16 protein-coding genes, 6 tRNA genes and 1 other RNA gene are annotated in these 18,430 nt (G+C 67.8%); all 23 read right to left on the reverse strand.

Going from position 1 to position 18,430, the window contains the following annotated elements:
* Positions 1-14 precede the first annotated feature (14 nt).
* Positions 15-314 (reverse strand): ferredoxin, encoded by a 300-nt coding sequence (locus tag GF405_04475; protein MBD3367420.1) that lies wholly within the window; start codon positions 312-314, stop codon positions 15-17.
* Positions 311-883 (reverse strand): pyruvate synthase, encoded by a 573-nt coding sequence (locus tag GF405_04480; protein ID MBD3367421.1) that lies wholly within the window; start codon positions 881-883, stop codon positions 311-313. Before GF405_04480 ends, GF405_04475 begins: the two co-directional genes overlap by 4 nt.
* 116 nt (positions 884-999) lie before the next feature.
* On the reverse strand, positions 1,000-1,605 hold the full coding sequence (recR, locus tag GF405_04485) for a recombination protein RecR (GenBank protein MBD3367422.1): 606 nt from the start codon (positions 1,603-1,605) through the stop codon (positions 1,000-1,002).
* An 8-nt stretch (positions 1,606-1,613) separates the two neighbouring features.
* Positions 1,614-1,928, reverse strand: coding sequence for a YbaB/EbfC family nucleoid-associated protein (locus GF405_04490; protein MBD3367423.1), 315 nt, complete (start codon positions 1,926-1,928; stop codon positions 1,614-1,616).
* A gap of 5 nt (positions 1,929-1,933) precedes the next feature.
* Positions 1,934-3,622 (reverse strand): DNA polymerase III subunit gamma/tau, encoded by a 1,689-nt coding sequence (gene dnaX, locus GF405_04495; GenBank protein ID MBD3367424.1) that lies wholly within the window; start codon positions 3,620-3,622, stop codon positions 1,934-1,936.
* Between the two features lie 42 nt (positions 3,623-3,664).
* Positions 3,665-3,930: signal recognition particle sRNA large type (ffs, locus tag GF405_04500), an RNA gene on the reverse strand.
* 72 nt (positions 3,931-4,002) lie between these two features.
* Positions 4,003-4,078, reverse strand: a tRNA-Ala gene (locus GF405_04505).
* 29 nt (positions 4,079-4,107) lie between these two features.
* Positions 4,108-4,197, reverse strand: a tRNA-Ser gene (locus GF405_04510).
* Between the two features lie 15 nt (positions 4,198-4,212).
* Positions 4,213-4,302, reverse strand: a tRNA-Ser gene (locus GF405_04515).
* An 8-nt stretch (positions 4,303-4,310) separates the two neighbouring features.
* Positions 4,311-4,787 carry a tRNA-specific adenosine deaminase gene (locus GF405_04520; protein ID MBD3367425.1) on the reverse strand — a complete coding sequence of 159 codons (477 nt, stop codon included), beginning with the start codon at positions 4,785-4,787 and terminating at the stop codon, positions 4,311-4,313.
* Positions 4,788-4,901: 114 nt separating this feature from the next.
* A complete protein-coding gene (locus tag GF405_04525; protein ID MBD3367426.1) occupies positions 4,902-5,873 on the reverse strand; it encodes a diguanylate cyclase in 972 nt (323 codons plus the stop codon).
* Complete coding sequence (locus GF405_04530; GenBank protein ID MBD3367427.1) at positions 5,873-8,056, reverse strand: GAF domain-containing protein; 2,184 nt, start codon at positions 8,054-8,056, stop codon at positions 5,873-5,875. Before GF405_04530 ends, GF405_04525 begins: the two co-directional genes overlap by 1 nt.
* Before the next feature lie 201 nt (positions 8,057-8,257).
* A complete protein-coding gene (locus GF405_04535; GenBank protein ID MBD3367428.1) occupies positions 8,258-9,052 on the reverse strand; it encodes a hypothetical protein in 795 nt (264 codons plus the stop codon).
* A 3-nt stretch (positions 9,053-9,055) separates the two neighbouring features.
* Complete coding sequence (locus GF405_04540) at positions 9,056-9,685, reverse strand: sigma-70 family RNA polymerase sigma factor (protein ID MBD3367429.1); 630 nt, start codon at positions 9,683-9,685, stop codon at positions 9,056-9,058.
* A gap of 36 nt (positions 9,686-9,721) precedes the next feature.
* On the reverse strand, positions 9,722-11,011 hold the full coding sequence (locus GF405_04545; GenBank protein ID MBD3367430.1) for a CHAT domain-containing protein: 1,290 nt from the start codon (positions 11,009-11,011) through the stop codon (positions 9,722-9,724).
* Positions 11,008-13,143 carry an AAA family ATPase gene (locus tag GF405_04550; GenBank protein ID MBD3367431.1) on the reverse strand — a complete coding sequence of 712 codons (2,136 nt, stop codon included), beginning with the start codon at positions 13,141-13,143 and terminating at the stop codon, positions 11,008-11,010. The genes GF405_04545 and GF405_04550 overlap by 4 nt, the downstream gene beginning before the upstream one ends.
* A 4-nt stretch (positions 13,144-13,147) precedes the next feature.
* Positions 13,148-14,332 (reverse strand): hypothetical protein, encoded by a 1,185-nt coding sequence (locus GF405_04555; GenBank protein ID MBD3367432.1) that lies wholly within the window; start codon positions 14,330-14,332, stop codon positions 13,148-13,150.
* Positions 14,333-14,419: 87 nt separating this feature from the next.
* Positions 14,420-15,640, reverse strand: a complete 1,221-nt coding sequence (locus GF405_04560) for a hypothetical protein (protein ID MBD3367433.1) — start codon at positions 15,638-15,640, stop codon at positions 14,420-14,422.
* A gap of 276 nt (positions 15,641-15,916) precedes the next feature.
* Positions 15,917-15,993 (reverse strand) — tRNA-Arg (locus GF405_04565).
* A gap of 8 nt (positions 15,994-16,001) precedes the next feature.
* Positions 16,002-16,091 (reverse strand) — tRNA-Ser (locus GF405_04570).
* Positions 16,092-16,110: 19 nt separating this feature from the next.
* A tRNA-Ser gene (locus GF405_04575) sits at positions 16,111-16,199 on the reverse strand.
* Positions 16,200-16,290: 91 nt separating this feature from the next.
* On the reverse strand, positions 16,291-17,232 hold the full coding sequence (locus GF405_04580) for a hypothetical protein (protein ID MBD3367434.1): 942 nt from the start codon (positions 17,230-17,232) through the stop codon (positions 16,291-16,293).
* Entirely contained in the window at positions 17,229-18,398 is a 1,170-nt protein-coding gene (locus GF405_04585; GenBank protein ID MBD3367435.1) for an aminotransferase class V-fold PLP-dependent enzyme, read from the reverse strand. Before GF405_04585 ends, GF405_04580 begins: the two co-directional genes overlap by 4 nt.
* Positions 18,399-18,430: the final 32 nt, after the last annotated feature.

An 18,430-nucleotide genomic window follows, 5' to 3' on the forward strand; every position in this document is an offset into this window, starting at 1 on the left:
GCAAGGCGCCGGCGCTAGGCTTCCTCGTCGCCGGAATCGAGCTTCATCTCGATGGCCTTCGGGTCCACGGGGCACTCGAAGGAGCAGATCCCGCAGCCCTTGCAGTGCTCGTAGTCGATGCCCGTCACCTTGCCCTCGCTCAGGACGATCGAGGCGTCCGGGCACGCGATCCAGCATCTGAGGCAGTGAATGCAGCGGTCGGCGAACCAGTGCGGCTTGTACGTCCGCCACGAACCGGTCTCGTAGGTCGCCGCGTTCCCGGCCTCCTCGATGACGCCGGCGATCGGTATCTCCTTCCAGGTCTTCTCTCTCATTCCGCCTCCACCTCCTCGTACGCCCGTTTGATGGCGCGGACGTTCCCTTCCAGCACCTCCGGACGGAAGCCGTGGGAGAACTTCTTCGTGATCTCGTCGATGACGCTGTCCAGCTCCAGAAGGGGTTCCACCTTGATGAGGGCCCCCAGCATCGGCGCGTTCGGAATGGGACGTCCGATCTCGTCGATGGCGATCCCGGTCGCATTGACGACGTAGAGCTTCCTGCCCTCGAATCCCAGGATCCTGCGGATCTCCGAAGCAGAACGCGCCGTGTTGACGATGATGATGCCGTCGTCCGGCATGCCGTCTGCGACGTCGACCGCGGTCAGCAGCGTGTCATCGAGTACGATGACGATGCTCGGCGAGTAGATGGCGCAGTGAACGCGGATCGGATCCTCACTGATCCGCGTGAACCCACGCATCGGGGCGCCCATACGCTCCGGACCGTAGTCGGGGAAGCCCTGACTGTACTTCCCCTCCATCGCCGCAGCGCTCGCCAGGAGCAGCGCAGCTGTCTTCGCTCCCTGTCCTCCGCGGGCGTGCCAGCGAATCTCCAGCGGTGCAGACATCAGGTTTCCTCCCTGACCGTAGTGACCGATCGGGCTTTCAAGACTCCCAGATAAATCAAGCCCTGACGCTATCATCTGATGCTTGTGGGGTCAACCGAAAACGCCCTGCGCGGGGACTACTCCCGCATGTCGCGGCGTTCGTCGAGCGCGGTACCGAGCGTCAGTTCGTCGGCGAGGTCCAGCTCGCCGCCGACGGGAAGTCCGCTCGCGGGACGGGTGACGCGGACCCCGTGGGGCGTCAGCAGGCGGCCGATATAGAGAGCGGTCGCCTCGCCCTCCGTCGTGGGGTTCAGCGCGAGGATAGCCTCCGAAAGCTCTCCTCCCCGAGCCCGCTCGATGAGGGTGTCCATCCTGAGGTCCTCGGGGCCGACCCCATCGAGCGGCGACAGGAGGCCGCCGAGCACGTGATACCGGCCCCGGTAGCGGCCGGTCCTCTCGATGGCCAGCACGTCGCTCGGACGTTCGACGACGCAGATGAGCGACGCGTCGCGCCGTTGGTCGCGGCAGATCGAGCAGACCTCGTCCTCCGTGAAGGCGCCGCAGACGGAGCACCTGAGCGTGCGCCTCCGCGCCTCGACGAGCGTCCGGGCGAGCTCACGGACCTCCGGTTCGTTCCGGTCCATGAGCTTGAGCGCGATGCGAGTGGCTGACTTCCGGCCGACGCCGGGCAGTGTGGAGAGCAGTCTGACGAGCCTCTCGAGTGTCTCGGGGAAGCCGAACATCGCGTGGCCTACATCGTGCCCGGAGGAATGGCCATGCCCGTCACCTTCGACATCTCCTCGGCGGCGAGCTTGTCGGATCGTTCCTTGGCGTCCCGGAGAGCCGAGACGAGAAGGTCCTCGAGCATCGACGCGTCACCGTCCTCGATGACCGACGGGTCGATAGAGACGCCCAGCACGTCACGCTGTCCGTTCATCGTGACGCTGACGGCGCCGCCGCCGGCCGTTCCCTCGACCTTCATGTCGGCCAGCGATGCGCGGACCTCCGCGACGCGCTTCTCGAGCTTCTGTGCTTCCTTGAGCATCTTCTGCAGGTTCTTCGCCATGCGTTCTACTCCCCGTCAGAGGTCTCGGTCACTGAACCGTCGAACACCTCGACGATCCGCTCCACCATGGGGTCGCCGCCCACCGGCCTCTTCTCCGCAACGGGTTCGTTCGCGCCTGTCTCCTCCGCCTTCGTTCTCGGAGCGGCGGAGGAGAACTCCAGGCGGATCCGTACGCGACGGCCGAGCACCTCGTCCGCCGCCTCCCGGAGGATCCCCATGTTGTTCCCGTCGAGCAGCTGGTCGCGGTGGAACGGCGAGCCGTTCTCGATATGCACGACGAGTTCCTCGTCGCCGCCCCAGCGGGCCGCGGACTCGGCCAGCGACGCAGCCAGCCCCGGCTTGCGGCTGCGGACGGCCGAGACGACCCGCTCCCAGCTCGGTTCGGCCGGGCCGTCGGGCCTCGCCTCTCCCCGTCCAGCCACGACATCGTGGGAACGGCCCGCCCGCGCCTTCCCGCGGCCGGCCGCGGCGGACGTCTGCGTCCTCGGAGCCGCGCCGGGCTGCGACCGCTCCATGCGACGGCCCCGCGGACCGGCGCGACCCTCGGTCGTCCCGGTGCCGGAGGCGCCGCCGGAGAACGAGCGAACAATCTCATCGATGGCCACCGTCCGCGGCAGTCTGGCCATGCGCACGAGTGCCATCTCCACAAGCACACCCGGCTGCGTGCTCCAGCGCACGTTGCTCGCGGCCTCGGTGGCGATGTGCACCAGACGGATGAGGTCGTCCTCGCCGAGGGTCGAGGATGAGCCATCCCGTGATCGGTACTCCTCGATCCGGCCCACGAGCCGCTCCGGATCGGGCGCCGTGCGGACGATGAGCAGGTTCCGGAGATGCTCCAGGAGGCCGTCGATCAGGTCGCGCGGGTCGAACCCCGCGTCGAGCGCCTTCTCGAGAGCCTTGAGCGTTCCCGCGACGTCTCCGTCGGCGACGGCGTCGGACAGGGCGAAGAAGATCTCGCTGTCCGGGATACCGAGCACGTCGACGACGCTGTCGACGTCGATCGAGCCGCCCCCGACCGATATGAGCTGGTCGAGCAGACTCTCGGCGTCCCGCATACTGCCGTCGGCCCGGGTCGCAACGAGACGCAGGGCCGCGGGGTCGATCTCGATCTCCTCGGAGCGCGCGATCTCGCGCAGGCGCTCCTCGATCTCGGGCGTGGCGATGCGGTGGAAGTCGAAACGCTGACATCTCGAGAGGATCGTGTCCGGAATGCGGTTGGGCTCGGTCGTGGCGAGGATGAAGACGACGTGAGGCGGGGGCTCCTCGAGCGTTTTGAGGAGCGCGTTGAAAGCCTCACGGGTCAGCATGTGCGCCTCGTCGATGATGTAGATCTTCGTGCGGCCGGAGAGCGGGGCGTACTGCACGGTCTCTCGGATACCCCTGGCGTCCTCGATGCGCCGGTTCGAGGCGCCGTCGATCTCGATAACGTCCAGGCTCTTGCCGGATGAGATCTCCCGGCACGCGTCACACTTTCCACAGGGCGATGGTGTGGGGCCCTGCTCGCAGTTCAATGCCTTCGCCAGAATGCGCGCGATCGTCGTCTTGCCGACGCCGCGCGGTCCGGCGAACAGGTACGCGTGCGCAAGGCGGTCGGACGTGACCGCCGCCTCGAGCGTCACGACGACGTGGCGCTGCCCGACGACGTCGGCGAATGTCTCAGGACGCCACTTGCGTGCGAGGACGAGATAGGACATGAGGCCTCCGTTCGCGGGACGGCATCCGAACCCCCTGCTCTGGCACGCGTCTGTCTCGACGCCTCGACGCGGAGGGTCGCCGGCCAGTTGGCTCCGGCCAAGCGTCCCCGCGGCACATCGAACTGGCGGCTTACGGCTGCTGCCTCCCGGCCCTGACCGGATTCACCGGGTCCGATTGCGCGGGACCTGACCCTCGACACCACTTCTCCGGCTCGCCTGCCGCGACTGAGGACGCCTCGGACAGATGTTCGACCCCGCTTGAGCGGATTGCGGGTTACAGGGCACCGCTGGCTCCCCGTCTAGCGTGCCAGAGCGGGCGGGTTCGGTTGGAGGTCATCCGGAGGCCCGCCGCGTGAGCTGCGACGGGCCCCGGTGTCGTCTGGTGGAGATGAGCGGGTTCGAACCGCCGACCTCTGCCTTGCGAAGGCAGCGCTCTCCCAACTGAGCTACATCCCCATGGGGTGTTCATTGTGGCCGTGCACGTCTGGCGGAGAGGGAGGGATTCGAACCCTCGGTAGGCGCAAGCCTACACGCGATTTCCAGTCGCGCACCTTAGACCACTCAGTCACCTCTCCTGCACTCAAGCGGTCTGGCGGTGGGGGTGGGATTCGAACCCACGGTACCCAGAGGGTACAACGGTTTTCGAGACCGCCACGATCGACCAGCTCCGTCACCCCACCGGCGTTCGCTATCGCCTTCGGGAACGCAGCGACCGGAAGAACGAGGACACCAGGTCGCCGCATTCGTCCGCCATGACTCCCGAGGTCAGGGCCACCCGATGGTTGAGGCGCGGATCATCCAGTGTGTTGGCGAGCGAGCCCGCGTACCCGGTCTTCGGGTCGGGACAACCGTAGACGAGACGTTCCAGTCGGGCCAGCACGATCGCTCCCGCGCACATCGGGCAAGGCTCCATCGTAACGTAGAGCGTTGCCCGAGTCAAGCGCGGGACCCCGAGCGACCGGGACGCTGCGCCGATGGCGAGGACCTCGGCGTGCGCGGTCGGATCTCCCGTGGTCTCCGTCTGGTTCCGGCCGCGGCCGACGATGCGTCCGTCCTGGACGACGACCGCTCCGACGGGCACCTCGCCCTCATCATATGCGGCGCGCGCCTCGTCGAGTGCCGCCTCCATCCAGACGCTGTCGTCCCCCGAGACGCGTCCCCGCATCCTGCTCCTTCCCTGTCAGGCGACCCGCGGGCCGCACGATGCCGTTCGCGCCAAACCTATCGCGGCGGCGCCCCGTTGTCAATCGGTCGGGATGTGCAGGAAGGGGCGGGAGCTTCAGTTGAGCTGGCCCTCGCCGAAGACGACGATACGGTTGCGCCCGTTCGACTTGGCCCGGTAGAGCGCCTTGTCCGCGGCGTCTATGATCTCGCACTTGCCCGAGGCCTGCAGCGGGTAGGTCGCGACACCCGCGCTGATCGTCAGGCTGGCGCCCGCCATGACCTCCTCGCCGTCGAACTGCGTCTCGTCGACGAGCTTCCGGATCCGCTCCGCCATGCGGCGGGCGGAGTCGGTTCCGACCTCGGGGACGATGATGGCGAACTCCTCGCCGCCGTACCTCGCGACGTAATCGCAGCTTCTCGAGGAGTCCGTCAGGAGCCTGGAGATCTGCCTCAGGGCGAGATCGCCGGCGGGGTGTCCGTGCGAGTCGTTGTAGCGCTTGAAGTTGTCGATGTCGAGCATGATCAGGCTGACGACGCGGCCGTACCGGTCGGCGCGCGAGAGCTCGGTCTCGAGCAGCTGGTGGAAGAAGCGATGGTTGTAGAGGTCGGTCAGGCCGTCCTTCCTCGAGAGTTCCTTGTAGAACTCCCCCTCGGCGGCCTGCTGCTTGATCGTCCGTTCCTTGAGCGTGTTCTCGACGATGATCCTGATCTGGTCGATGTTGAACGGCTTCGTGATGTAGTCCCGCGCCCCGAGCTTCATCGATTCGACGGCCGTCTCCATCGAGGCGTAGCCCGTCATGACGATGACGTCGACGTCGTAGTTGAGCCCCTTCGCCGCCGCCACCACACCGAGTCCGTCGAGCTCCGGCATGACGATGTCCGTGATAACGAGCTCGTACTGTCCCTTCTCGAGCATCTCGACGGCCTCGCGTCCCGAGGACGCGAGGTCGATGTCGTAGCCCTGGTCCGCCAGGACCTCACGCAGGAACTGGCGCATGATCTCCTCGTCGTCGACGATGAGAATGCGCGGCCTGGTTTCACACTCGGCCCCCTCCATCTCGTGTCGGGGGCTTTCCTCGGGTGCCATCACTGGACTACCTCGGTTCCCGTTGTCGCGTCCGCCTTCGTCGTCTCTCCGGTCGGCCTCGACCGCACGGCAGCGGGCAGGCGGATGGTGAATGTGGTTCCGATGCCGATGTCGCTCTCGACGGAGATGCTCCCTCCGTGTTCTCTGATGATGCCGTAGCTGACCGAGAGGCCGAGCCCCGTCCCTGAGCCCGGTGAGCGCGTGCTGTAGAACGGTTCGAAGACGCGGGACAGGTTCTCTTCGCTGATGCCCATCCCCGTGTCGCTGAAGCTGACCGACACGCCGTTCGCACCGTCGTCCAGCAGCGCCCTGCCGGTGCGCACCGTGAGCCTGCCGCCGTCGGGCATGGCGTCGCGGGCGTTCATGATGATGTTCGCGAACGCCTGCTGCAGCTCGACGGTATCGGCTGATATCTTCGGCAGTTCGTCATCGAGCGATGTCTCGAGATGGATGCCGCGCATGGCCAGTTGGCTCGCTGTGAAGTCTATCGCTGTCCTGATGACGCCGTTCAGGCCGACGACGCGCATCGAACGACCGGAGGTCTCGGCGAACCTGACGAGACCTTCAACGATGCCCCGGCACCGCTGCGTCTCCCGCTCGATGTACGTCATGTGCTCGGTGAGGCGTTCGAGCCCGTCCCTGTCGAGGCTCTCTCCGGCGCTCTTCAGTTTCTCGAGGTCGTACTGCGCATATCCCAGGATGCCCCCGAGCGGGCTGTTGAGCTCGTGGGCGACGCCGGCGGCGAGCTCTCCGACCGCCGCCAGCTTCCCGGACTCGATGATCTTCTCCTGCATCGAATGCAGCTCGCCGGTCCTCTCGCGGACCCGGTCCTCGAGCTCGGCGTTCAGTTCCTCCAGCTGTGCACGGGCCTCCTCGAGCTCCTCCGTGCGCTGCCTCACGCGCTTCTCGAGCTCCCGGTTCCAACCGGCGATCTGCTCGTTCGACGTCTCCAGCTGCTCGTAGAGCTCCGCCTTCTCCAGCGCGCGCGCCACCTGGCTTCCGATGGTCCCGTAGAGCTCGGTGTCGCTCTCTCGGAAGGTCTTCGGCCTGGTCGCGACGATCGTGAGTGCGGCCGAGTCGGTGCCGGCGACCGAGAGAGGGAGGCTGATGCACCCGCGCGCCGCCAGCCCCCGCCGTTCGAGCTCCTTCAGGAGACCGTCGGGCAGCGGCGGGGAGCCGTCGCGTGCCAGATCCTCGGCTACCCTCGTCTCGCCGCTCTCCAGGACACCGTCGATCAGCGTCGTGCCCGGTCCACGCTCCATGACCGAGAACACCCTGCTCTCACCGTCGAGCACGGCGAGCGACTGCCGTTCACCCTCGTGCCGGAAGGTCACGGCGAGACAGCCGATATCGACGAGAGGGCAGATGTGGTCTCTGAGGGACAGAACGATGTCGTCGCGGTGGACGGCCGATGAGAGTCCCCGTCCGGTCGCGTTCAGCAGTTTGAGCTCATCGAGACGTCCGACGAGCGAACGTCCGGCGTCCCACAGCGTCCGCCCGGCTGCGCTCGATACCATGAGGACGACGGCCAGAAGCGGGAACGTCGCCTGGTCGTCGGGTCCGTACGACGCGATCATCAGGAGGGCCAACGGGAACATCGCGAGTTCGATGACGACGCCGCGCCCGGCCATCCACCGGACGTATCTGAGGAGCGGATTGGCATCGCTCTCATCGGTCGCCCGCGTGAAAAGGGACGCCACGGCGCTGAACGAGAAGAAGGTCACGGCGAAGCGGCCGACGTCTATCAGCTGCATCCCCTGCGGAGGCGTTCGTCCGCCCAGGAGCGAGTAGACGATGGCTGCGGCTCCGAGCGCCAGAACCTCCATCCCCGTGTCGCGGGCGGTGACGCGCCATCCACGGTGGAAGAAGATCCCCTCGAGCACGAGGCTCGTCGCGATCGCCACCCACACGGCGACGTTGAGCCCGAAGAGACCGAGCGACGCCAGAAGAACGGCCGTGCCGAATGAGACGTAGATCCGCCGCCCGACAGGAAACGCGAAGACGCCCGTTCCTATCCCGAGGGCCGACATGATGCCGACGGCGCCCCAGTCCAGCCATTCCATCGTGCTGGTGGCCAGGATGACGACGGCCAGTCCGGAGACGGCCGTCAGCCACCAGCGCCCGGGCGTCCCGGTATCAGGCTCGTTCTCGATGCTCGCGATCGAGGCGGCGAGGTCGCTCATGTGTGTTCCTCAAGCGTGCTGCGCGCGGTCCCTGTCCCGCATGGCATGACGGGCAGGGAATCCCGACGGTGGTCTTCCGGAGAACGTAAATGCAAGTCCTGTGCCACGGTGGAGACAGTTGAAGGGGCCTCAGAGTGGCGGCTCAAGTGTGGGAATTACGGCATGATGTGCTTGCGGCGACCGCAGGGGCTGCCGCACCTCTCAGCAGGGGTCGGCCCGTTCGAGCGTCAGTCCGAGGACCGCGGGCCGTTCGGCTCCCGGAGCCCGTATGAGGATGCGGTTCTCGCCGTCTGAGAGGCCCCAGGGGCCGAAGCGTCCCGCCCCGTCGGGGCTCTCCGGGCCCCGTTCGCCGGAGGCCCCCGCGAGCGCGACCGTGAGGTCGGGCGCCGGGCTGCCCTCGACGAGAGCCCGGCCGATCACCTCGGCCTCGTCTCCTCTGGCGCGGACGGTCAGCCCCACGGCGAGACCCCCGGGTCCCGCCCACGTCAGCACGACGTCCCCTGGTCCTCTCGCGGGAGCCGGCTCAAGAGCGGGTCCCGCCGCCTCCTCAGCGAAGCGGCGCACCACCTCGACGCCCTCACGCACGAGTCGGACGACGGCCGATGTCGCGTCGGCCTCCAGGCGGTCGAGTACCCGCCGCACTACGTGACCCGGCACGTCCATGTCGGACTCGCCGGACATCGCCCACAGGTCGGCGAGAAGCGCACGACAGCTGCTGCATCGCGCAACGTGCTCCTCGATGTCGCGGCGCGCGTCCGCCGGAGCCGAGCCTTCGGCGAACGCCAGGACATCGTCGGAACGGGCACAGGCCGCGCCGGACAGGTTCGGCCCCGCCGCCGTCCCCAGCGCGGCGACGACTGAGCGGAGTTCCCGCAGGCGCACGCGACAGGCCGGGCAGCTCTCGATGTGCCGCTCGAGCCCCCGGCGATCCTCGGTACGAAGTTCGTCGCCCATCAGGAGCGGAAGACGTTTTTCCTCAGGACAGTGTTCTCTCATCGTTCATGCTCCGGTTCGCTTCAGCTCGGCGATGCCGCCCGCGTCCTTGAGCTTCGCAAGCGCTCTGTAGACCAGGCCGCTCATGGCGCCCACCGTTGTATCGAGCCGCTCGGCGACCTCTCTGTAGGTGAAGCCCTCGAAGTAGATCAGCCTGACGGCGAGAGCCTCCCGCGGGGAGAGCGAGCGCTCGATGGCCTGCTCGAGCGACATTCTGAGATCGGCGCGTTCCGTCCGGTCGGGCGCTGCGACCGACCGTCCCGGCTCCGCGTCCAGCTCCTCCCCGTCCGGACGCCGCGACCGTCTTCGCAGAGCGTCCACGCAGACGTTTCTGACGATCCGGTAGATCCACGTCTCCAGCTTGCATTGCCCGCGCCACGAGCGCAGCGCTCTCCCATCGCGCCGGAGCAGCTTGAACACGGCCTCCTCGAAGAGCTCCTCCATGTCGGCCTCGTCCCATGCGGCCCCGTAGCGCTCGTTGACGCGGTGGATGGCGCTGAAGATCAGACGGCGATAACGGGCGATGAACGACTCCCACGCTTCGCGCTCTCCCCGGGCAAGGCGTTTGACGAGTGCCCTCGTATCGACATCGTGGGCGGACGGATCGACCACGCGCGGCTCCCTCTTCTGTTCCAACCGTCGTCTGAGTGCGGGATTCTCTTCGGAAAGGGCTCAGGATGCTCCGATGGTGAGTGTCGGATCACCGTACAGCACGTAGTTGGCCGCGCAGAGCGGCGAATCGGGCAGCACGCGCTCCCGGGCCGCCGTGACGGCCTCACCGAGGGTGGCCCGCTCGATCAGCGCCCCGTAGAAGGCGCGCGCGAACGACGCGGCGGCCGCATCCTGGATGTCCCAGAGCGTTCCCACGTAGGCACGGACGCCCCACTGTGAGAGCAGACGGGCCGTCTCGCCGAGGTCCGCGCATGAAGATCCGGCGACCGTGCCGCACGCGTTGGCGAACACGATGGCGGGCGGTCGGGCCGCGGCGAGCTCGTCGACCGGAGCACGCCGGCCGCCAGGCAGCACCCAGGCGGTGTTCCCATGGAACGAGACCGCATGGCCGGCGAAATGAAGCACGTCGTAGCCCTCGAACAGAAGCGTCGCCAGTTCGTCGACGGTCCTCGGCGACTTGCGGACGACGCGCAGCACGTCGGGCCGGCGGGCGGCCAGTTCGAGGACGGCCGTCGCCTCCTCCTCGCTGGAGGGCGGCGTCTCATCACTGGAAGTCGCCGCCACGAGGAGCAGTCTCAGCGGCACAACGGGGCGGACGGCAGCAGGGCGCGTCGCGCCGGGGGCCCGAAGCTGTCGAGCGACTCTGAAGAGACGCCAGAGCGGCATGCCGCCCTCGCGGGGCACCAGGTGCTCCCACGGAAGCCCCGCGAGGTCGGCCTGAACTCCGAGCTGGAGGTGGTTCCCCGGAAGGTCGGCCAGACGTCCCGCGGCGCCTCTCTCGCCGCCGAGGACCATCTCTGCCAGAGCTCTGCCGAGTGCGTGGAGCTCCCTGCCGGCCTCCTGCGCGCCACGCTCCCTTCCGCCCCCATACGAGGCCGCGCGCGCCGCCAGGGCCGCGAAGCGTCCGCTGATGTCCCTCTCTGCCTCGGGGTTTCTCGGAAGGACGATGTCGGCGGCAGCAGCGCCGTCTCGGTCCGAGACGACGACCGTCAGATGGCCGACCGGCTCGGCTCTCAGTTGGACATCGGGAGCGGGGTCCGGCAGGAGCGTCCGCGGCGCGCGCGCCGACAGGATGAGACGCGCGGCCAGGGCCGCCGCCGCGGCGACAACGGCCAGCAGCCACCACGGGGACCGGTAGGCATCGAGGAGTGACGCGACGCCCCGGTAGATCGCGCTGTAGGAAGCGGTCCTGACCATGAACCACAGGAGCGCAGCGCACGCGAGGACGATGAGCGCCGCGATGGAACACCCGCGGCCGGTCGAACCGCGGCCCCCGCCGGTCGACATCACGATCCGTCCTCCGTTTCACCGGGCGCCGCCGCGATCCCGCCCGCCCGGACCGGCGGAGGGAACCGATGGGCCGGTGTCCCCGCCTCGGGGTGAAGCTCGCTGGTCAGGAGGATGACCTGACGGTCGTCTGCGATCGAATCGAGAAGCTCGTAGGCGGCTCTGCGGCGCTCCGGATCGAATCCCGCGAACGCGTCATCGAGGAGAAGGGGCGTCGTTCCCTCCGGCGCAAGGAGATCGAGCAGCGCGCACCGCGCCGCCAGATAGAGTTGATCGCGCGTGCCGGAGCTCAGGTCCTCCGTGTTGATCGCGTCCGGCCGGCCCGCTCCCTGCTCGGGGTTGACGACGCGGAACGCCAGGTCCGGGTCAGCGATGATCTCGTCGTAGCGCGAGAGCGTCAGGCGGCTGAGAAGTCTGGCGACCGCGGGCCCGAGCACCGTCGCGGCCCTTTCCTTGGTCGCCGCGAGCGCCTCGGCGATCCCGTCGCGAACCGCCGTGAGGACACGGACCCTTCTCCCATGCCGGGAGATCTCCGACTCGGCGGACTCCACCCTGGCCTCGAGCTCCGGGAGTTCCTCGCCCGCTTTCGCCCGGGCGAGACGCCCCTCGCCACGCGCGACGCGCTCCGACAGCTCCTGCTCTCGTGCACGCGCCTCGTCCCGCTCCGCGCGGATCCTGGCAAGCGCCTCGTCGTCGAGTGGCGGCGCCTCCGCGTCGAGTCCGCGGTCAAGCTCCCTGACACGACGCGCCAGGCCGGTCGCCTCCTCCTCGAGCCTGGCCAGGAAGCCCTCCTCGTCGCCGTGCGTGAGGTCCTCGAGCAGCCGGTTGTTCACGTCGATACGAAGCCGAAGCTCGTCCTGGTGGGCAACCAGTTCCTCGAACTCCGAGTATCCCGCGACGCCGAGCTCCCTCAGTCCGTGCTCGAGAGCCTCCTGTCGCTGGGCCAGCTCGGCCTCGGCCTCGGACAGCGCATGTGCTGCCTCGGTCAGGCGCGCGGCCCTGCGGAGGCCCAGCACGGCGACCGCGACCGCCACCGCACCCAGACCGGTCCAGACCGGCCAGCCCTCGACCCGGAGGATGGCCCCGACGATGAGCCCCGCGCCCACGGCGGCGGCGATCCAGCTGACGATCCTCGCTGCACTCGAGGCGCGCGCCGAGTTCGGCGGCGCGCTCCGGCGCACGCGGTCGAGATGCTCCTCGGCGGCGACCAGCGCTGCCCGCAGGTCCTCCACGCGGCGCTCCTTGAGTGGAGAGCCGCGCTTGAGTGCGGCCCACGCATCCGCATGCTCCTGCCTCAGGCGGCGGACCTCGCGGATCCTCCCCTCGACCTCCTCCAGCCGGCCTCTCACCCTCTCGAGCTCCGTGGCGCTCTCCCGTCGCTCGAGCTCGCGCCTGTAGAGCCTGTCAGAACGCTTCAGTCGCTCCCGCGTCTCCTCGAGCTCCGCGCGGTCGCGCGTCAGGCCGTCGAGCGCCTCCAGGTAGTCCTCCCACTCCCCCCTGGCCTCTTCGAGTGCGCTTCCGATGAGGCGGCGCTGTTCGATCGCCGCGCGCAGCGGTCCCGGGCGCTTGGAGGGTCTGTCCATGCCGACACGGATCCTCGATATCTCGCGGTCGACCCCTTCGATGACACCCGCCGCGCCCGTCGTCCCGCCCGCGCTCGTGAGGCGTGCCTCGATGAGCGGCAGCAGGCCCTTTCGACGAGAGGGAAGCGCGACGTCGGCAAGCTCATTCTGGCGGACGGCGGCCACCGATTCGAAGACCTCCCGGGCCCTGAAACCGACGATAGAGGCGACCCGGCGGTCGACCTCCTTCCTGTCGGCCACCGTCACCGAACCGTCCGGAGAGCTGAGACGGCTCTCGCCGTTCCCGAAGTCCTTCTCGAGGATCCAGACCTCGCCGTCGTGATCGAACTCGAGCCTCAGACGCATGGCCCCCGGCGAGCCCCATCGCTCGTGCTTCAGGGTCTTCTTCGCCGTAGTTGCCGGATCGACATAGAGGACCGTCGCGACCGCCTCGAGGAAGGTGCTCTTGCCCGACTCGTTGGGGCCGACCAGCACGTTCAACCCCGGTTCGAACTCGACCACGTGCTCCCTGAAGCGACCGAAGTTGAGCATGTCCAGGCGTCTGAGTCTCACGGTCTCAAAGCTCCCTTCCCTGAAGAAGGGAGACACCGAGCTGGAGGGCGTCCTCGAGCTCCGCCCTCTCCTCAGGGTCGTCCGCCTTCTCGATCCTCGATCGCATCAGCCGGGCGAACCGCCCGACGACCATCTCGGACGGGAGCCTTGAGAGCGACTCCTCGTCGAGCCGGACGTGAAATGCACGTTCGGGGACCGACACGTGGAAGTACTCGTCCGACAGAAGCTCCAGAAGTACGGACTCATCGAACCCCGCGTCCGCGTCAATGAGACCCTCGAGCGTCAGCTCGAGGATCGTGTCGTCGGACGGCGGGACGATGCCTCGGATCCTCCCGGCCAGCGCCGCCGCGTCTCCATCGCCGATCTCAATCTCGGCCTTCCGAACGGCGCGCCTGGCGACCGGGACCCGTTCGACACGGGGGTCGTGGTCCGCGAAGTGGACGAGCGCCACGCTCCCGGCTCCCTCCTGGTCCGGCGCGACGATCTCGGGCGACCCGGCGTAGACCGCGGACGAGGTCACCTCCTTCCAGGAGTGCCAGTGGCCGAGGGCCACGTACGACCATCCGGCGTCGAGCTCAGCCGTCGACATCGGATGGTCGGACGATGCTCCGGGGACGATCTCCACGGAGCCGTGGGCGACCGCCACGTTGATGGGGATTCCCGGGCTCGGCTTGAGGTTCGCGAGCGGGCGCTCGGACGACGCGTTCGTCGTCAGAGGTCGGCCATGGACCGCGAGCCCCCTGTGGGTGAGCTCGACGCTGTCCCGCTCCTCCAGACCGAGCACCACGAGCCGCTCGGCGCGGGAGAACTCCTGGCGGTAGCTCTCGAAGACCGTTCCTGTGCCGAGATGGTCGTGGGAACCGGGAAGAACGACGGCCGTTCCCCCGCTTCCCGATGCGTAGCGCGTGAGTTCGGAGATGGCGAAGCGGACGTCGGAGGCCGGCGGGCTCGTCGAGTCGAAGAGGTCACCGGCGACGATGAGACAGTCGGCCCGGCGGTCGAGCGCGAGGTCGACGATCGACGCGAACGTTTCCCTGAGCTGCCGTCGCTGTTCTCCGGCTGCCTCGCCGAGCCAGCCGAGCGGCGCTCCCAGGTGTACGTCGCAGGTGTGGACGAGCAGTGCCACGGATCCTCCTCCAGGGTACGTCGTTGTCCGCTCGATGCTACGTTCGCGCCGCGGCGCGGTCAAGCGGCTCCGGACATGAAAGGAGCGCGGGCACCGGGCCCGCGCTCCTTCGGGTACGGCAGATGAGGAGAGGCGTGCGAGCCCCGTGGTCTATCGCCTGACCTCCATCCAGTCGTAGATCTGCTGCCAGTCGTTGTTCGTCATGTTCGGCGTCACATTGCTGAACGACGGGTCGGGGAACGCGATCGGCTCGGTCACGACCATGACGGAGTCGCCCTCCCACGTGTGGTAAGGGAAATAGTCCCTCAGGTCGTCCAGCGGGTCGTTGAAGAACTCGGCGACGTCGAAGTAGACGTCGATGTCGGGTGCCGCCACATCGTCCGTGTCCTCGGACGGATTGAATGTGACCCCGTAGATCAACCAGTCCTGCATCTCACCGGCGTAGAAGCGGATCGAGTCGACGGCGCCTGCCCCCATCATGTCGTCGAGCGGGATGAGCCCCAGCGTCTCCGTGATGAGGTCGTTCGTCTGATCGTCGGTCTCCGCCTCGAGCTCGTCGCACCCGTCGAGGAGATGCTCCGACATGTCGACCATCTTGTCGTAGGCGGTCGCCATGTGGTCGTCGTTCCTGAGGGTGAGGAAGTCCTCATCCTCCTCGATCAGGTGGTACTGCGTCTCGCCGGCCTCGACGTCCATGTTGTACGAGACGACCATGGCGAACATGCTCTCGAGACCGTCGAGCGGCGCGTGGATGAAGTACGCGTCGGTCGCGTCGATCTCGATCTGGACGGTCTCCCGGCGCTCCGGGATCTCGACCTCGATCGTGAAGGAGCAGTCCTGCGTTTCGAAGGCGGTCAGCCTGCTGTCGGCGTAGGCGAGCGCGGGCATGACCTCTGACTCGATGAACTCCTGGATCTCCGAGAAGAGGATCGGGTCGTCCTGCCTGATACGGTCGATCCGGTCGGCGACGGCGAAGACGTTGGGCTTGTCGAGCATCCAGAGCAGCGGCGCCTCGCGCGAGGCCCGCTCCTCCTCCCACCCCTCGTCCATGATATCGCCCAGATCCTCATCGGTCGCCACCATGAGCAGGCGGACGAACGCCGAGAAGAACAGGGCGCCGCAGTGGTCCGAGTCCGCGTCGAGGGCGTCCTCGAAGTCCGACTGGGCCTTCGACAGGTCGACCTCCCACTCCCAGGGGGCCTCCTCGGTGTCCACGTCCTCCATCTCGTCCATCAGCTCGTCCATACCCGTCGCGAACGAGGCCTCCGCCTCCGCCTCGTCGGCCTCCTCGAAGAGGTCGCTGCAGCCGGCGAGACCGAGCACGAGCGCCGTCAGCAGCAGACCGCAGCTGAGAATCCTCACCAGTTTCATCATCTTCCCCCTTGAGAGAGTCTGTTTCCCGAACCTCACCGCTGCGAGCATAGAAGGGTCAGGACGATCCTGTCAATGCACAAGATGAGCAGACGTCACCAGTTCGTATCACCCCTGAATGAGCAAATCGCGTGCCTGCAATGTACGACACGGGGCGCTCCCGACAGACCGTCGGACAGCGGCGCTCTGAGCGGCGGAGCGGCGCCGCGTGGGAGCGGTCGGCCCGCTCGAAATGCAGGCGCCGCTCCCCCGTCGGTGCGGAGGAGCGGCGACCGGTGGTACGCCCAGGAGGAGTCGAACCCCCAACCTTCTGATCCGTAGTCAGACGCTCTATCCAATTGAGCTATGGGCGCGTTGCCTCTGGCGGAGAGGGAGGGATTCGAACCCTCGGTACAGTTTCCCGTACAACTGCTTAGCAGGCAGCTCCCTTCAGCCACTCGGGCACCTCTCCGTTGGGAGCTCGTTCACGCTGGCGGAGGGCGAGGGACTCGAACCCCCAAGGGCCGTGAGGCCCGGCGGTTTTCAAGACCGCTGCCTTACCAGTTAGGTCTAGCCCTCCTGCCGGGAGCAGTATAGCAACCCCCTAAACCCCTGTCAAACAACAACAAGCGGCGTCCTCGATGCCGCCCAGGGGCCGTTCGAAGGGCCTGTCATTCCCACGAGCTGTCTGAGCCGGGTCTCCAGCGCGGCGGCCCCCCGTCGCTGTCCGACAGGGCCTCGAGACGGCGGCGCGACGTCGCCGCCCGGACGATCACGGCGACGATGACGAGGACCGCGATGACCAGGAACAGCAGCCTCCCGCTCCGCAGGAACATCGGCAGTCTGTAGGAACGGTTCATCTCCCCGAGCACGCTCTCCTCGAAGGACGCGCGCGCCTGCCCCGTCAGGCGTGCGACGCCCTCGTCGAAACTCCCGGCCGCGGCGATGGCCCGGACGACGCCGGGCGCCGTGCCGATCCCGCTCGTCTCGGCGAGGTGGTTGACGGCGAAGAAGCTCTCGACGTAGGCCGCCGCAGCGTCGCTCGAACCGTAGGGGAACGACGCGTCGAGCTCGCTCAAGGGGATCGTACCGCCCCCCTCCACGCGGGCCACCATCGCGTCGAGGTTCCCCAGGCGCCACTCCCCCGCCGACATCATCGCGACGCCCTCGTGGAACCATCGGGGAGCCCGCACCCCCCTGAGGCCGCGTTCGGTCGCGACGTGGGCCAGTTCGTGGACCACGATCTGGCCCAGTGCGAGTGGGTAGTCGATGATACGGGGGCTCCTGAGAACGATCAGTGACCGCGAGGCGTAGGCCACGCCGACACCCCACTCCGGAACGGCGCCTCCGGTCAGTTCCCGGAAGGTCGTCTCGTCGGGCGCCACGACGACGCGGATGTCCGCGGGTGACTCGACGCCCATCTGCCGGTGCAGCCGTTCGGACGCCCCGGCTCCGATCTCGAGCACCCGCCGTGCGGCGAGCTCGTCTCCACTCGCGAACTCCACGGTCAGGTGGCCGCTCGTCTCCCGCATCCAGCCGGCCCCCGACGCGGCGAATGTCAGGGCGGACAGAAGAGCGAGGGCGACAAAGACGGTCCTGAGGCCGGGGCTCACGCGGACCGCCTGTAGGTGGGTGACATCGCACGGAGACGCTCCACAACGCCCGGGAGCACGTCGAGCAGCCGGTCGACGTCGTCGGACTTCGTCGAGCGCCCGAGTCCGAACCGTACGGAGCCCTGGGCGTCGCGGGGGGCGACCCCCATCGCCGAGAGCACGTGGGACGGTTCGTCGGAGTCGGTCGTGCAGGCTGAACCGGTCGAGACGGCGAAGCCCTCCATGTCCAGCGACAGCACGACGCTCTCCCCCTCGACATGCTTGAAGGCGAGGTTGAGTGTCCCGGGAATGCGGTGCTTCTCCGCTCCGTTCAGGAGAACCTCGGGGATACTGCCGAGGGCGCCGACCTGAAGCCGCTTCGTGAGGGCCGCGAGTCTCTCTCCCTCTTCCGCGAGGTGCTCCGTCGCTATGCGGAGGGCCTCCGCGAGACCGACGATCCCGGGGGTGTTCTCCGTTCCGGGGCGCAGGCCCGCTTCGTGGCCGCCGCCGTGGGAGAGCGGGTCGAGTTTCACCCCGGGTCGGACGTAGAGGGCTCCGACGCCCTTCGGACCGTAGAGCTTGTGGGCGGACAGGGACAGAAGGTCGACCCCGAGTTCCGAGACGTCCAGCGGGATCTTCCCAACACTCTGCACGGCGTCGGTATGAAGCGTCACAGACCGCTCACGTGCGATCCGGGCGATCTCGCTGAGGGGCTGAATGACGCCCGTCTCGTTGTTGGCGTGCATGATGGAGATGAGCACCGTTTCCGGCCGCAGGGCATCTTCGACCGCACGCGGGTCCACGCGGCCGTCCCCGCCGACCGGAACGAATGTCACGTCGAATCCGAAGCGGTCCCGCATGTACTGGAGCGTATGGAGTACCGCATGGTGCTCGATGGCGGAGCTCACCACGTGGGCACGTTCGTCTCGCGCCCTGAACAGAACGCCCTTGATCGCGATGTTGTCGGACTCGGTGCCCCCGCTCGTGAACACGATGTCCTCAGGTCCCGCTCCGATGGCCGTCGAGACCTGCTCTCTGGCTGCGTCCACGGCGTGCCTGCTGCGCGCCGCGAGTTCGTACGGGCTCGATGGGTTGCCGAAGCTCTCGGAGAAGTACGGCAGCATCGCTTCGACGACGCGCGTGTCGACGGGTGTCGTCGCGTTGTGATCCATGTAGACCGTGCTCATCGAAGCTCTCCCGCTCCCTGACAGGACCGGGC

This window comes from Candidatus Effluviviaceae Genus V sp., from assembly GCA_014728125.1.
Lineage (GTDB): Bacteria > Joyebacterota > Joyebacteria > Joyebacterales > Joyebacteraceae > WJMD01.

Excerpts from the sequence above, each read along its gene's own strand:
- GF405_04475 (MBD3367420.1), bottom strand. The coding sequence starts at position 314 with ATGAGAGAGAAGACCTGGAAGGAGATACCGATCGCCGGCGTCATCGAG.
- GF405_04530 (MBD3367427.1), bottom strand. The coding sequence starts at position 8,056 with ATGAGCGACCTCGCCGCCTCGATCGCGAGCATCGAGAACGAGCCTGAT.
- recR (MBD3367422.1), bottom strand. The coding sequence starts at position 1,605 with ATGTTCGGCTTCCCCGAGACACTCGAGAGGCTCGTCAGACTGCTCTCC.
- GF405_04535 (MBD3367428.1), bottom strand. The coding sequence starts at position 9,052 with ATGAGAGAACACTGTCCTGAGGAAAAACGTCTTCCGCTCCTGATGGGC.
- GF405_04585 (MBD3367435.1), bottom strand. The coding sequence starts at position 18,398 with ATGAGCACGGTCTACATGGATCACAACGCGACGACACCCGTCGACACG.
- GF405_04480 (MBD3367421.1), bottom strand. The coding sequence starts at position 883 with ATGTCTGCACCGCTGGAGATTCGCTGGCACGCCCGCGGAGGACAGGGA.
- dnaX (MBD3367424.1), bottom strand. The coding sequence starts at position 3,622 with ATGTCCTATCTCGTCCTCGCACGCAAGTGGCGTCCTGAGACATTCGCC.
- GF405_04520 (MBD3367425.1), bottom strand. The coding sequence starts at position 4,787 with ATGCGGGGACGCGTCTCGGGGGACGACAGCGTCTGGATGGAGGCGGCA.
- GF405_04490 (MBD3367423.1), bottom strand. The coding sequence starts at position 1,928 with ATGGCGAAGAACCTGCAGAAGATGCTCAAGGAAGCACAGAAGCTCGAG.
- GF405_04560 (MBD3367433.1), bottom strand. The coding sequence starts at position 15,640 with ATGAAACTGGTGAGGATTCTCAGCTGCGGTCTGCTGCTGACGGCGCTC.
- GF405_04525 (MBD3367426.1), bottom strand. The coding sequence starts at position 5,873 with ATGGCACCCGAGGAAAGCCCCCGACACGAGATGGAGGGGGCCGAGTGT.